This window comes from Nocardioides nitrophenolicus, from assembly GCF_016907515.1.
Classification (GTDB): Bacteria; Actinomycetota; Actinomycetes; order Propionibacteriales; family Nocardioidaceae; genus Nocardioides; species Nocardioides nitrophenolicus.
In genome coordinates, this window is record NZ_JAFBBY010000001.1 from 3790351 (window position 1) to 3803546 (window position 13196).

12 protein-coding genes are annotated in these 13196 nt (G+C 71.3%); 11 read left to right on the forward strand and 1 reads right to left on the reverse strand.

Annotated features, from left to right (window positions below; all coding sequences use genetic code 11):
* Positions 1 to 14: 14 nt before the first annotated feature.
* From JOD66_RS18410 to JOD66_RS18430, 5 genes are all read left to right on the forward strand, one after another.
* Positions 15 to 1640, forward strand: a complete 1626-nt coding sequence (locus tag JOD66_RS18410; protein WP_307823600.1) for an AMP-binding protein — start codon at positions 15 to 17, stop codon at positions 1638 to 1640.
* 73 nt (positions 1641 to 1713) lie between these two features.
* Complete coding sequence (locus JOD66_RS18415; protein WP_204838278.1) at positions 1714 to 2490, forward strand: enoyl-CoA hydratase/isomerase family protein; 777 nt, start codon at positions 1714 to 1716, stop codon at positions 2488 to 2490.
* Entirely contained in the window at positions 2487 to 3368 is an 882-nt protein-coding gene (locus JOD66_RS18420) for a 3-hydroxyacyl-CoA dehydrogenase family protein (RefSeq protein ID WP_204838279.1), read from the forward strand. Before JOD66_RS18415 ends, JOD66_RS18420 begins: the two co-directional genes overlap by 4 nt.
* Positions 3368 to 4519, forward strand: a complete 1152-nt coding sequence (locus JOD66_RS18425) for an acyl-CoA dehydrogenase family protein (RefSeq protein ID WP_204838280.1) — start codon at positions 3368 to 3370, stop codon at positions 4517 to 4519. Before JOD66_RS18420 ends, JOD66_RS18425 begins: the two co-directional genes overlap by 1 nt.
* Before the next feature lie 29 nt (positions 4520 to 4548).
* On the forward strand, positions 4549 to 5715 hold the full coding sequence (locus JOD66_RS18430; RefSeq protein WP_204838281.1) for an acyl-CoA dehydrogenase family protein: 1167 nt from the start codon (positions 4549 to 4551) through the stop codon (positions 5713 to 5715).
* A 7-nt stretch (positions 5716 to 5722) separates the two neighbouring features.
* Here the strand turns inward: JOD66_RS18430 and JOD66_RS18435 are convergent, their stop codons facing one another.
* Positions 5723 to 6739, reverse strand: a complete 1017-nt coding sequence (locus tag JOD66_RS18435; RefSeq protein ID WP_239545318.1) for a LacI family DNA-binding transcriptional regulator — start codon at positions 6737 to 6739, stop codon at positions 5723 to 5725.
* A 180-nt stretch (positions 6740 to 6919) separates the two neighbouring features.
* On the opposite strand from JOD66_RS18435, the gene JOD66_RS18440 reads away from it, so the two are divergent.
* From JOD66_RS18440 to rhaI, 6 genes are read left to right on the forward strand one after another with little or no spacing between them, the layout of a single operon-like run.
* Positions 6920 to 8470, forward strand: a complete 1551-nt coding sequence (locus JOD66_RS18440) for a sugar ABC transporter ATP-binding protein (protein WP_204838282.1) — start codon at positions 6920 to 6922, stop codon at positions 8468 to 8470.
* Positions 8467 to 9498 carry an ABC transporter permease gene (locus tag JOD66_RS18445; protein ID WP_204838283.1) on the forward strand — a complete coding sequence of 344 codons (1032 nt, stop codon included), beginning with the start codon at positions 8467 to 8469 and terminating at the stop codon, positions 9496 to 9498. Before JOD66_RS18440 ends, JOD66_RS18445 begins: the two co-directional genes overlap by 4 nt.
* The gene (locus tag JOD66_RS18450) at positions 9495 to 10595 is read left to right on the forward strand and encodes an ABC transporter permease (protein ID WP_204838284.1); all 1101 of its coding nucleotides are present in this window, start codon (positions 9495 to 9497) and stop codon (positions 10593 to 10595) included. Before JOD66_RS18445 ends, JOD66_RS18450 begins: the two co-directional genes overlap by 4 nt.
* Positions 10592 to 11623 (forward strand): rhamnose ABC transporter substrate-binding protein, encoded by a 1032-nt coding sequence (gene rhaS, locus JOD66_RS18455; RefSeq protein ID WP_204838285.1) that lies wholly within the window; start codon positions 10592 to 10594, stop codon positions 11621 to 11623. Before JOD66_RS18450 ends, rhaS begins: the two co-directional genes overlap by 4 nt.
* 34 nt (positions 11624 to 11657) lie before the next feature.
* Entirely contained in the window at positions 11658 to 12014 is a 357-nt protein-coding gene (locus tag JOD66_RS18460) for an L-rhamnose mutarotase (protein WP_204838286.1), read from the forward strand.
* A complete protein-coding gene (rhaI, locus tag JOD66_RS18465) occupies positions 12011 to 13189 on the forward strand; it encodes an L-rhamnose isomerase (protein WP_204838287.1) in 1179 nt (392 codons plus the stop codon). The genes JOD66_RS18460 and rhaI overlap by 4 nt, the downstream gene beginning before the upstream one ends.
* Positions 13190 to 13196: the final 7 nt, after the last annotated feature.

Below are 13196 nucleotides of genomic sequence, written 5' to 3' on the forward strand. Positions count from 1 at the left end.
CCAGGGAGCCCGTCGTGTTCGACACCCTTCTCACCCCCGAGCGGATCGCCCGGGAGACCGCCGCCGGCCACTGGCGCGGCCGCACGATCACCGACTTCCTCGACGAGCACGCCGCGGCGAGCCCGGACAAGGTGGCCTTCGTCGACAGCCGCCGCTCGATCACGTACGCCGAGCTGCGCCGGCTCGTCGACCGGGTCGCCCTCGGCCTCCTCGAGCGTGGTGTCGGTCCGGGTGACGTGATCTCCTTCCAGCTCCCCAACCGGATCGAGTGGGTGGTCCTGCACTACGCGGCGACCCGGATCGGGGCGATCAGCAACCCGCTGATCCCGATCTACCGCGAGCGCGAGGTCGGCTACATGGTCGGCCTGGCGAGGTCGCGGATGGTCGTCGTGCCCCGGGAGTTCCGTGGCTTCGACTACCCGGAGATGATCGAGCGGCTGCGGCCCGGCTGGGAGCAGCCGGTCGACCTGCTCGTGGTCGGCGAGCCGTCGTGGGACGAGCTGGTGGACACCGCCTGGGAGGAGCGGGCCGACCCCGCGGTCCTCGCGCCGCTGCGGCCGGACGCCGACGACGTCACCCTGCTCATCTTCACCAGCGGCACGACGGGCGAGCCCAAGGGGGTGATGCACACCCACAACACGATGGTCGCCGCGAACGACCCGCTGCCCGTCCGGCTCGGCATCACCGGCGACAGCGTGCTGCACATGGCCTCCACGCTCGCCCACCTGACCGGCTTCCTCTACGGCGCCCGGCTCAACGTGCAGAACGGCGCGACCTGCGTGCTGCAGGACGTGTGGGACCCCGCGGCCTTCGTCGAGCTGGTCGCGCAGCACCGGATCACCTACACCTCCGCCGCGACGCCGTTCCTGCACGACCTGCTCGACGTGCCGGACCTGGCCGAGCACGACCTCTCGTCGTTGGTCCGGTTCTGCTGCATGGGCGCCCCGATCCCGCCGGCAGTCGTCCGCGCCGCGCGGGAGGCGCTGCCCGGCCTGGTGGTCGTCGGCGGCTGGGGCCAGACCGAGGAGGGCCTGGTGACCATCGGGATCCCGGGCGACCCCGAGGAGAAGATCGTGGAGACCGACGGCTTTCCCTGGCCGGGCATGGAGATCCGGGTCGTCGACGAGCACGGCGCCGTCGTGCCCGCGCGCACCGAGGGCGCGCTGCAGGTGCGGGGGCCCTTCCTCTTCGTCGGGTACGCCGAGCGGCTGGACCTCACCCGCAGCCTGCTGGTGCCCGCGGACGACGGCGGGGAGGCGTGGTTCGACACCGGCGACCTCGCGTACATCGACGAGGACGGCTACCTGCGCATCTCCGGTCGCACCAAGGACGTCATCATCCGCGGTGGCGAGAACATCCCGGTCGCCTATGTCGAGAACGCGCTCTACGAGCATCCCGCGGTCGACGCGGTGGCGATCGTGGCCACGCCGGACCCGCGGCTGCAGGAGCGGGCCTGCGCGTGCGTGGTCCTCAGGCCGGGGACGGAGCTGAGCTTCGAGGACCTGCAGCGCTTCCTGGCCGGACGGGGCGTGGCCAAGCAGTATTGGCCCGAGCGGCTCGTCGTCCTCGAGGACCTGCCCCGCACGCCGAGCGGCAAGATCCAGAAGTTCCAGCTCCGCGACCGGATGGCCGGCTCGTGAGCGTGCGACGGGCACTTGCGACGATGTGCATCGGAGTGGGGCAGGGCGTCGCCCTGCTCCCGGAGGAGGCGTGATGGAGCTCGAGACCCTGCTGGTGGACGTCGCCGACGGCGTCGCGCTGGTGACGATCAACCGGCCGGAGGTGCGCAACGCGATCAGCCGCCAGGTGCAGGACGACCTGCGCCGGGTGCTCGACGCCTTCCGCGACGACGACGCCGTCGGTGCGCTGGTGCTCACCGGCGCCGGCGACCGGGCTTTCGTCGCGGGCGCCGACATCGCCCAGCTGCGCGACTACGACCTGCACACCGGGCTCGCGTCCGACATGCAGCGCCTGTACGACGAGGTGGAGGCCTACCCGAAGCCGACCATCGCCGCCGTCAACGGCTACGCCCTCGGCGGCGGCTGCGAGCTCGCGATGGCCTGCGACCTCCGGATCGCCGCCACCTCCGCCCGGTTCGGCCTGCCGGAGACCAACCTCTCGGTGCTGCCGGGCGCCGGCGGCACCCAGCGGATGGCCCGGCTGGTCGGGACCGGGCTGGCGATCGACCTGGTGCTGACCGGGCGGATGCTCACCGCCGCGGAGGCGCTGGCCGCGGGGCTGGTGACCCGGGTCGCGGAGCCCGACGCCCTGCTCGACACCGCGCGCGAGGTCGCGCGGACGATCCTCGCGAAGGGTCCGCTCGCCGTCCGGCTGGCCACCCTGGTCATCCGCTCCGGCATGGACGCCGACCAGCGCACCGGGCTGGTCGTCGAGCGGCTGGCACAGGCGCTGCTCTACACGACCGATGACAAGCGCGAGGGCGCCGAGGCATTCCTCGCCAAGCGCACGCCGAGCTGGAGCGCGCGATGAGCGGCACGCAGCGGGTGCTGGTGGTCGGGTCCGGCGCGATGGGCGCCCAGATCGCGCTGGTCGCCGCCCTGGCCGGGCACCAGGTCGCGCTCCACGACATCGAGGTCGCCTCGCTGGCCCGGGCCGAGCGCGAGCTGCGCGAGCGGATGGCGCGCCAGATCGTCAAGGGCCGGCGTACCCCGGAGGAGGTGGGGGAGGCGTTCGCGCGGCTCCACTTCGCCACCGAGCTGCCGGCGGTGACCGACGTCGACCTCGTCGTCGAGGCGGTCGTCGAGAAGCTCGACGTGAAGCGCGAGCTGTTCGCCGAGCTCGACCGACTCTGTCCGGAGCGCACCATCCTGGCCAGCAACTCGTCGAGCTTCGTGCCCTCGGCGATGGCCGCGGCCACCACGCGCCCCGACCGGTTCTGCAACCTGCACTTCTTCAACCCGGCGCTGGTGATGAAGTGCGTCGAGGTGGTCAGCGGTCCGGAGACGTCGCCCGAGACCCTGGCCACCGCCGTCGGCTTCGTGGAGCGGATCGGCAAGCTGCCCGTCGTCCTGGAGAAGGAGATCCCCGGGTTCGTCGCCAACCGGATCGTCAACGCCGTGCGCGACGAGGCGATCCGGCTGCTCGAGGGCGGCTACGCCTCCGTCGAGGCGATCGACACCGCCTGCCGCACCGCCCTCGGCTACCCGATGGGCCCCTTCGAGCTGATGGACCTCACCGGGATCGACATCGGCTTCCTCACCAAGCAGGCTCGGTACGCCGAGACCGGCGACCCCGCCGACGCCCCGTCCGCGACCGTGCGGGCGCTCGTGGAGGCGGGCCACCTCGGCCGCAAGACCGGCCGCGGCTTCTACACCTACGACCAGCAGCACGAGCAGGGAGACGACTGATGGACCTGACCCTCACCGAGGACCAGCTCGGCTTCCGCAAGCTGGCCCGCGAGTTCCTCGACAACGAGGTGGTGCCGTACCGCGCCGAGTGGGACCGCCGGGAGTCGGTCGACACCGCGATCATCCCCAAGCTGGGCGAGATCGGCTTCTTCGGCCTCACCATCCCCGAGGAGTACGGCGGCATCGGCGGCGACTACATCACCTACTGCATCGGCATGGAGGAGCTCGGCCGCGCCGACTCGGCGGTGCGGGGCATCGTGTCGGTCTCGATGGGCTTGTTCGGCAAGATCGTCCTCGAGCACGGCACCGAGGAGCAGAAGCAGGAGTGGCTGCCCGGCATCGCGACCGGCACCAGGCTCGGCTGCTTCGGCCTCACCGAGCCCGACACCGGCTCCGACGCCGGCAACCTCAAGACCCGCGCGGTCCGCGACGGCGACGACTACCTGATCACCGGCAGCAAGATCTTCATCACCAACGGCACCTGGGCCGATGTGTGCCTGGTCTTCGCCCGGACCGGGGAGCCCGGCCCGCGGGGCGTGTCGGCGTTCCTGGTGCCTACCGACGCCCCGGGGTTCACCCGCACCGAGATCCACGGCAAGCTCGGCCTGCGCGGCCAGGCGACGGCGGAGCTCGGCTTCGACCGGGTGCGGGTGCCCGCCTCGGCGCTCGTCGGCGAGGAGGGGCAGGGCTTCAAGCTGGCCATGCAGTCGCTCGACAAGGGCCGGGTCTCGGTCGGCGCCGGCTGCGTCGGCATCATCCAGGGCTGCCTCGAGGCCGTGGTGTCCTACAGCAAGGAGCGCCGGCAGTTCGGCCGCCCGCTCGCGTCCTTCCAGCTGATCCAGGACATGATCGCCGAGATCTCGGTCGACGCCGACGCCGCCCGGCTGCTCACCTGGCGCGCGGCCGACCTGATCGAGCGCGGGATCCCCTTCGCCACCGAGGCGTCGAAGGCGAAGTACTTCGCGTCCGAGGCCGCGGTCAAGGCCGCGAACCTGGCGATCCAGGCCCTCGGCGGCTACGGGTACGTCGACGAGTACCCGGTCCAGAAGTACATGCGCGACGCTCGGGTGATGACCCTGTACGAAGGCACCAGCCAGATCCAGAAGCTGCTCATCGGCCGGGCCGAGACCGGCATCTCCGCATTCCTCTGAACCGCTCGACCCGACAGGAAGTGACCTCCATGGCCCAGGCGCCGCTCGACCTCTTCGGCATCGACCACCTGCTCGACGAGGAGGAGATCGCGATGCGCGACACCGTCCGCTCCTTCGTGGAGGCGCGGATCAAGCCGCACCTCGCCGAGTGGTACGAGTCCGCGACGATCCCCGCCCGCGAGCTGGCGCGCGACCTCGGCAAGCTGGGCGTGCTCGGGATGCACCTCGAGGGCTACGGCTGCGCCGGGACCAGCGCGACGGCGTACGGGCTGGCGTGTCTGGAGCTCGAGGCCGCCGACTCGGGCCTGCGCTCGCTGGTCTCGGTCCAGGGCTCGCTGGCGATGTACGCGATCTGGAAGTGGGGCTCGGAGGAGCACAAGGAGGAGTGGCTGCCGCGGATGGCCGCCGGCGAGGCGATCGGCTGCTTCGGCCTCACCGAGCCCGACTTCGGCTCCAACCCGGCCGGCATGCGCACCCGCGCGGTCCGCGACGGCGACGGCTGGGTGCTGAGTGGCAACAAGCTGTGGATCACCAACGGCTCGGTCGCCGACGTCGCCGTGGTGTGGGCGCAGACCGACGAGGGGATCCGCGGCTTCGTCGTCCCCACGTCGACCGAGGGCTTCTCGGCGCCGGAGATCAAGAGGAAGATGTCGCTGCGCGCGTCGGTCACCTCCGAGCTGGTGCTCGACGGGGTCCGCCTCCCCGACTCGGCGGCCTTCCCGGAGGTGCGCGGGCTGCGCGGTCCGCTCTCCTGCCTCGACGAGGCCCGGTTCGGGATCGTGTTCGGCGCCCTCGGCGCGGCCCGCGACTGCCTGGACACAGCCATCGCGTACGCGAAGGACCGGGAGATCTTCGACAAGCCGCTGGCGGCCTACCAGCTCACCCAGGCCAAGCTCGCCGACATGTCGTTGGAGCTCGGCAAGGGGATGCTGCTCGCGCTGCACCTGGGCCGGCTCAAGGACGCCGGCCGGCTGCACCCCGACCAGGTCAGCCTCGGCAAGCTCAACAACGTGCGCGAGGCGATCGCGATCGCGCGGGAGTGCCGCACCATCCTCGGCGCCGCCGGGATCACCCTGGAGTACCCGATCATGAGGCACGCCAACAACCTCGAGTCGGTGCTGACCTACGAGGGCACCAGCGAGGTGCACCAGCTGGTCATCGGCCGCGCGCTGACGGGTGAGGCCGCCTTCCGCTGAGTGTCGCTCAGCCCCCCGTCGACCGGCGTACGACGAGCTCCGGCTCGAGCACGATGTCGCGCACCTGCGCGGTGGGGTCCGCGATGGCGTCGAGCAGCAGCCCGGTGGCCACCGCTCCCATCTCCTCCCGCGGCTGACGGACCGAGCTGAGCGGGATGGCGGCGGAGGCGGCGAAGTCGATGTCGTCGTAGCCGAGGATGGCGACGTCGTCGGGCACCCGGAGCCCCGCGAGGGTGAGGGCCTGGAGCACGCCGAGGGCGATCAGGTCGTTGGCGGCGAAGATCGCGTCGGGCCGGCGGGAGCCGGACATCAGCTGCTCGGCACCCTGACGCCCGGCCGCGGCGTCCATGGTCGCGGTCTCGACGAAGTCCAGCCGGGCGCCGGCGACGGCGTCGACGGCCTCCTGGGCGCCGCGGAGGCGGTGCTTGACCTGGCTCAGGCCGCGGGGGCCGCCGAGCAGCGCGAGCCGCCGGCGCCCGGAGTCGAGCAGGTGCCGGGCGGCGAGCCGGCCGCCGCGCAGGTCGTCGACGGCGACGGAGGAGAACTCCCGGCTTCCGGTGCGCCGGTCGACCACCACGACCGCCGTACCGCGCTCGCGCAGCCGGCGCAGCCGGGGGAGCACCTTGCCGACGGGGGTGATCAGCAGGCCGCTGACCCGCTGCTCCTCGAACAGGTCGAGATAGGTCGACTCGCGCTGCGCGTCCTGTCCGGAGCTGCCGAGGATGAGCGGGCGGCGGTGCTCGCCGAGGCTGAGCTCGACGCCGCGCGCGACGTCGGTGAAGAACGGGTTGCGGACGTCGAGCACGACCATGCCGACGGCCCGGTTGGTGCCGGCCCGCAGCTGGCGGGCGGCGTCGTTGCGCACGAAGCCGAGCTCGGCGATCACCTCCTGGACGTGCTCGAGGGTGGCGGGGGAGACCTTCTCGGGCCGGTTGAGCACGTTGGACACGGTGCCGACCGAGACTCCGGCGGCCGAGGCGACGTCCTTGACGGACACGCTGCGCTGCACCTCGCTCGTGCTCAACGGCTTCCTCCTGGTGGGTTGGCCTCACCCTAGGACCTCCGACGGCCCGCACGTCTCATTATTGATTCGTTTCAAGAAAGTTGCGAGTCATGTCTTGACGCCTGTGAGCGTCGTCACCTAGCGTCGGGGCATTCGCTATTGAAACCTTTCAATAGTCGAATGCCGAGAACGAGGAGTGAGATGTCCGACCACGAGGAGCGCGCCGTGCCCGAGCCCGGCGTCGTCCCGACGCTCGCGCTGCGGGGTGTCGCCAAGTCGTTCGGCGCGGTCGTCGCCCTGCGCTCGGGGACGCTCGAGGTGGACCCCGGCTCGATCCACGCGCTGGTCGGCGAGAACGGCGCCGGCAAGTCGACCCTGGTCAAGATCGTCGCGGGCGTCCACCGCCGCGACGCGGGGGAGTTCGAGCTCCAGGGCCGGCCGGTCGACTTCGCCTCGACGGCCGAGTCCAAGGCCGCCGGCGTCGCGGTGATCTACCAGGAGCCGACGCTCTTCCCCGACCTCTCGGTCGCCGAGAACATCTTCATGGGCCGCCACCCGCTGCGCGGCGGCCGGCGCATCGACCGCCCCCGGATGTACGCCGAGTCCGAGGCGCTCTTCGCCCGGCTCGGCGTGAGCATCGACCCGCGCCGGGTCGCCAACGGGCTCTCGATCGCCGACCAGCAGCTGATCGAGATCGCCAAGGCGATCTCCCTCGACGCGAAGCTGCTCGTGATGGACGAGCCGACCGCGGCGCTCAGCGGCAACGAGGTGGCCCGGCTCTTCGCGGTCGCCCGCAGCCTGCGCGACGAGGGCCGGGCCCTGGTCTTCATCTCGCACCGCTTCGACGAGGTCTTCGACCTGTGCGACACGGTCACCGTGATGCGCGACGGCGCCTACGTCGCCACCTCCCGGATCGCCGAGACCACCGAGTCCGAGATCGTCGCGAAGATGGTCGGGCGCGAGGTCGCCGAGCTGTTCCCCAAGACCCCGGCCCCGATCGGCGAGGTCGTCCTCGACGTCGAGGGCCTCAGTGCGCGCGGCGAGTTCCACGACATCTCCTTCCAGGTCCGCGCCGGCGAGATCGTCGGCCTGGCCGGACTGGTCGGCGCCGGCCGCAGCGAGATCGCCCGCGCGGTCTTCGGCGTCGACGCGTACGACGCCGGCCGGGTCACCCTCGCCGGCCGTCCCGTGCCGCGCCGCGACCCCCGGCGCGCGATCCGGGCCGGCATGGCCTTCGTCCCCGAGGACCGTCGCCAGCAGGGACTGGTCATCGACGGCTCGGTCGCCAAGAACATCGCCTCGGTGATCCGCGGCGGGCTCGCCAAGGCCGGCCTGCTGACCGCGCGCGCCGAGAACCGGGCGAGCGCGCCGTGGGCCGCGCGGCTCGAGGTCAAGACCAGCGCCCTCGACATGCGCGCGGCGACCATGAGCGGTGGCAACCAGCAGAAGGTCGTCATCGCCAAGTGGCTCGCCACCGACCCGAAGCTGCTCATCATCGACGAGCCGACCCGCGGCATCGACGTCGGCACCAAGGCCGAGGTGCACCGCCTGCTCTCCGACCTCGCCGGTCAGGGCGTCGCGATCCTGATGATCTCCTCCGAGCTGCCCGAGGTGCTCGGCATGGCCGACCGGGTGCTCGTCGTCTGCGAGGGTCGGATCACCGCCGACATCGCGCGCGCCGAGGCCACCCCCGAGAACGTGATGGCCGCGGCCACCCGCTCCACGACCGCGACGAAGGAGCCGGCCGCATGAGCACGTCCACCCTCGCCCCCTCCCAGGAGAGCGCGGTCACCCGGGCGGTGCGCACCGTGCTCCGCTCCCGCGAGCTCGCCATCGTCATCGTGCTGGCTCTGCTGCTCCTGCTCGCCACGACCCGGCGCAGCTCGTTCGTGCTGAGCGCCGACGGCTGGCGCGACACCCTGCTCGCGCCGTCGATCCTGCTGCTGCTCGCGGTCGGCCAGATGGTCGTCGTGGTCACCCGCAACGTCGACCTGTCGGTGGGCTCCACGCTCGGCATCACGGCGTACGTCACCGGCAAGATCTTCGTCGCCAACCCCGACACCCCGGTCATCGTCGTCTTCCTGGCCGGGCTCGCCGTCGGTGCCGTGATCGGCGCCCTCAACGGGCTGCTCGTCACCCTGTTCAAGGTGCCGGCGCTGGTGATCACGCTCGGCACGATGTACGTCCTGCGCGGCGCGCTGACCCACGAGGTCGGCAGCGACCGGATGAACGCGCAGGACTACCCGGCCCACTTCGAGAAGCTCGGTACCCAGCAGGTGCTGACCATCCCGGTGCTGACCGTCATCGCGGTCCTCGTCGTCGCGGCCGTGGGCTACTACCTCCACACCGCCCGCGGCGGCCGTGAGCTCTACGCGATCGGCTCCGACCCCGACGCCGCCGACCTCTACGGCCTGCCCGCCGCGCGCCGGGTGTTCGGCGCCTTCGTCCTCTGCGGCGCGCTGGCCGGACTCGCCGGAGTGTTCTCCGCCGCCCGCTACGCGACCGCGTTCTCCGGCACCGGCTCCGGCATCGAGCTGCAGGCCGTCGCCGCCGTCGTCATCGGCGGGGTCGCGATCTTCGGCGGCAGCGGCACGGTCTGGGGCGCCGCGATCGGCGCCTTCCTCCTCGTCACCATCAACCGCGCGCTCCCGATCCTGGGCATCAGCGAGTTCTGGCAGGGCGCCGTCGTCGGCGCGCTGATCATCGGCTCGATCGTCCTCGACCGCGTGCTCAGCCTGCGCCGCACCCGCCAGCTCGTGGAAGCGAGGGACCACGCATGACCACCCTGACTCCCGACGCGCCGCAGGCCGAGCGGGCCACCCGCACCTACCCGGCGTACTCCCGCGGCCCGCTCGCCCGGCTGCTGCTCAACCGCGAGGCCGCCGTGATCGTGGCGCTGGTCGTGGTGTTCGTGTACGCCCTCGGCAACGTGCAGTACTTCGACGGCCCGCTGACGGTCTACAACCTGCTCAAGGAGTACGCGCCGATCCTGCTGATGGCCTTGCCGATGACGCTCATCATCATCACCGGCGAGATCGACCTGTCGGTGGCGAGCACGCTCGGCGCCAGCGCCGCCGTGACCGGTGTGCTCGTCGTCGACCACGACCTCTCGGTGCCCGCCGCCGCCCTGGTCGCGATCGCCGTCGGCGCCCTCCTCGGCGCGCTCAACGGCTTCTTCGTCGCCTACGTCGGTCTGCCGTCGCTCGCCGTCACCATCGGCAGCCTGGCGCTCTACCGCGGCCTCGCCGAGGGACTGATCCAGGACAAGCGGATCTCCGGCTTCCCCGGCGCGCTGCGTACCTGGCCCACCGACCGGATCGGCAGCACGCAGTACCCCAACATCGTGCTCGTCATCATCGTGCTGGCGGTGCTCTTCGGCCTGCTGCTGCACTTCACCAGCTTCGGCCGCAGCGTGTTCGAGATCGGCCTGAGCGACGAGGCGGCCCGCTTCTCCGGGGTCAACGTCGCCCGCACCAAGCTGATCCTGTTCACCCTCAGCGGCGCGGTCGCCGCGCTCGCCGGCGTGTACGTCGCGCTGAAGTCCAACTCCGTCGCGACCGACACCGGCTCGGGCTTCGAGCTCAAGGTGATCGCGGGCGTGCTGCTCGGCGGCGTCTCCATCTTCGGCGGCCGCGGGGCCCTGCACGGCGTGATCGCCGGCGTGCTCCTCATCGCCGTCCTCAACTCGGCGCTCCAGCTCGACGGGCAGGGCTCCGAGGTCATCCAGATCATCATCGGCCTGCTGCTCGTGGGCTCGGTGATCGCCTCCAACTTCCTGCCGCGCATCCGGGCTCTGCTTCCGCGGCGGGCGGTGTCCCCCGAGGTCACCACGAAGACGCCGGACAACGGCGACCACACCCGAAAGGTAGCTCAATGAGGATCCACTCCACGCGGTTCGCTGCCGGTGCAGCGCTGGCGCTGGTCGCCACCCTGGGCCTGGCCGCATGCGGCAGCAGCGACGACGACGGCGGCTCGGGCGGCGGCGGGGGCGACGCCACCACCGTCACCTTCCTGCCCAAGAACCTCGGCAACCCCTACTTCGAGACCAGCGACGCCGGCGGCAAGAAGGCCGTCGAGGAGTTCGGCGGCAAGTACGCCGAGGTCGGTCCCGACACCGCGGGCCCCGACGCGCAGGTCTCCTACATCGACACCGCGGCCGCCCAGGGCGTCAACGCGCTGGTCATCTCGGCCAACGACCCGACCGCGCTGTGCGACTCGCTCAACGCCGCCCGCGACGCCGGCACCAAGGTCGTCACCTTCGACTCCGACACCGACCCGGAGTGCCGCGACCTGTTCATCAACCAGGCCACCGCCGAGGGCATCGCGAAGGTCCAGGTCGACATGATCGCCGAGCAGATCGGCGACAGCGGCGAGATCGCCATCCTGTCGGCCGCCGCCAACGCGACCAACCAGAACGCGTGGATCGACCTGATCAAGTCCGACCTGCAGGCCAACCACCCGAACATCAAGCTCGTCGACACCGTCTACGGCGACGACGACGACCAGACGTCGTTCGACAAGACCGCCGCGCTGCTCGCCGACCACCCGAACCTCAAGGGCATCATCTCGCCGACCACCGTCGGCATCTCCGCCGCCGCCCGCTACCTGTCGACCTCGGCCGCCAAGGGCAAGGTCGCGCTGACCGGTCTCGGCACCCCGGACCAGATGCGCGACTACGTCAAGGACGGCACGGTCAAGGAGTTCGCGCTGTGGAACCCCGAGGAGCTCGGCTACCTCTCGGCGTACGCCGGCAAGGCGCTGGCCGACGGCGACATCACCGGCAAGCAGGGTGACACCTTCGAGGCCGGCGACCTGGGCGAGTTCACGGTCGGCGAGGACAGCACCGTCCTGCTCGGCGACCCGTTCCGGTTCAACGCCGAGAACATCGACCAGTTCCACTTCTGATCCCGCCACCGCAGGAACAGGGAGAGGGCCCACCATGCCCCGCTACTGCTTCAGCCTCCAGGTCCGTCCCGACCGGATGGACGAGTACGCCGAGCGCCACCGGGCCGTGTGGCCCGAGATGCTCGCCGCGCTCGAGGAGACCGGCTGGCGCGACTACTCCCTGTTCCTGCGGGACGACGGGCTGCTGATCGGGTACGTCGAGGCCGACGACCTGGTCGCCGCTCAGGCCGCCATGGCCGCCACCGAGGTCAACGCGCGGTGGCAGGCCGAGATGGCGCCGTACTTCACCCAGCTCGACGGGGCGCCCGACGAGGGTTTCGTCCTGCTCCACGAGGTCTTCAACCTCGACGACCAGCTCACCACGGCACGCGCAGAAAGCCACCACTCATGACCGACTTCGCCGCCATCGCGGCTCAGCTCGAGGGCCAGGCCATCGAGCTCCCCTCCTGGGCGTTCGGCAACTCCGGCACCCGCTTCAAGGTCTTCGGCAGCGCGGGGACCCCGCGCTCGGTCGAGGAGAAGATCGCCGACGCCGCCATGGTGCACCGGCTGACCGGCCTCGCGCCGACGGTCGCGCTGCACATCCCGTGGGACAAGGTCGACGACTACGCGGCGCTGCGCGCCTACGCCGCCGAGCAGGGCGTCGCGCTGGGGACGATCAACTCCAACACCTTCCAGGACGACGACTACAAGCTCGGCGCCCTGACCCACGTCGACCCGAAGGTCCGCCAGAAGGCGATCGACCACCACTTCGAGTGCATCGACGTCATGAACGCCACCGGCTCGCGCGACCTGAAGATCTGGCTGGCCGAGGGCAGCAACTACCCCGGCCAGGCCGACCTCCGCGGCCGGCAGGACCGGCTCGCCGAGTCTCTCGCCGCGATCTACGAGCGGCTCAGCGCCGAGCAGCGCCTGGTGCTGGAGTACAAGTTCTTCGAGCCGGCCTTCTACCACACCGACGTCCCGGACTGGGGTACGTCGTACGCCCAGGTCAGCGCGCTCGGCGAGCGAGCGGTGGTCTGCCTCGACACCGGCCACCACGCCCCCGGCACCAACATCGAGTTCATCGTGATGCAGCTGCTGCGCCTCGGAAAGCTCGGCTCCTTCGACTTCAACTCGCGCTTCTACGCCGACGACGACCTGATCGTCGGCGCGGCCGACCCGTTCCAGCTGTTCCGGATCCTCGTCGAGGTGATCCGCGGCGGTGGCTACGGCCCGGCCAACCCCGACGGGCGCAGCGAGGTCGCGTTCATGCTCGACCAGTGCCACAACATCGAGGACAAGATCCCCGGCCAGATCCGCTCGGTCCTCAACGTGCAGGAGATGACCGCCCGCGCGCTGCTCGTCGACCGGGCGGCGCTCGACGCCGCCCAGAGTGCCGGCGACGTGCTCGGCGCCAACGGCGTGCTGATGGACGCCTTCTACACCGACGTCCGCGCCGACCTCGCCGCCTGGCGCGAGGAGCGCGGGCTGCCGGCCGACCCGATGCGTGCGTACGCCGAGTCCGGCTACCAGGCGCAGATCGAGGCCGCCCGCGTCGGCGGCACCCAGCTTTCGTGGAACTGAGAGAGAC

Bases quoted from the DNA above. Each gene is read 5' to 3' on its own strand.
- JOD66_RS18415 (WP_204838278.1), top strand. From the start codon at position 1,714: ATGGAGCTCGAGACCCTGCTGGTGGACGTCGCCGACGGCGTCGCGCTG.
- JOD66_RS18420 (WP_204838279.1), top strand. From the start codon at position 2,487: ATGAGCGGCACGCAGCGGGTGCTGGTGGTCGGGTCCGGCGCGATGGGC.
- JOD66_RS18425 (WP_204838280.1), top strand. From the start codon at position 3,368: ATGGACCTGACCCTCACCGAGGACCAGCTCGGCTTCCGCAAGCTGGCC.
- JOD66_RS18430 (WP_204838281.1), top strand. From the start codon at position 4,549: ATGGCCCAGGCGCCGCTCGACCTCTTCGGCATCGACCACCTGCTCGAC.
- JOD66_RS18440 (WP_204838282.1), top strand. From the start codon at position 6,920: ATGTCCGACCACGAGGAGCGCGCCGTGCCCGAGCCCGGCGTCGTCCCG.
- JOD66_RS18445 (WP_204838283.1), top strand. From the start codon at position 8,467: ATGAGCACGTCCACCCTCGCCCCCTCCCAGGAGAGCGCGGTCACCCGG.
- JOD66_RS18450 (WP_204838284.1), top strand. From the start codon at position 9,495: ATGACCACCCTGACTCCCGACGCGCCGCAGGCCGAGCGGGCCACCCGC.
- rhaS (WP_204838285.1), top strand. From the start codon at position 10,592: ATGAGGATCCACTCCACGCGGTTCGCTGCCGGTGCAGCGCTGGCGCTG.
- JOD66_RS18460 (WP_204838286.1), top strand. From the start codon at position 11,658: ATGCCCCGCTACTGCTTCAGCCTCCAGGTCCGTCCCGACCGGATGGAC.
- rhaI (WP_204838287.1), top strand. From the start codon at position 12,011: ATGACCGACTTCGCCGCCATCGCGGCTCAGCTCGAGGGCCAGGCCATC.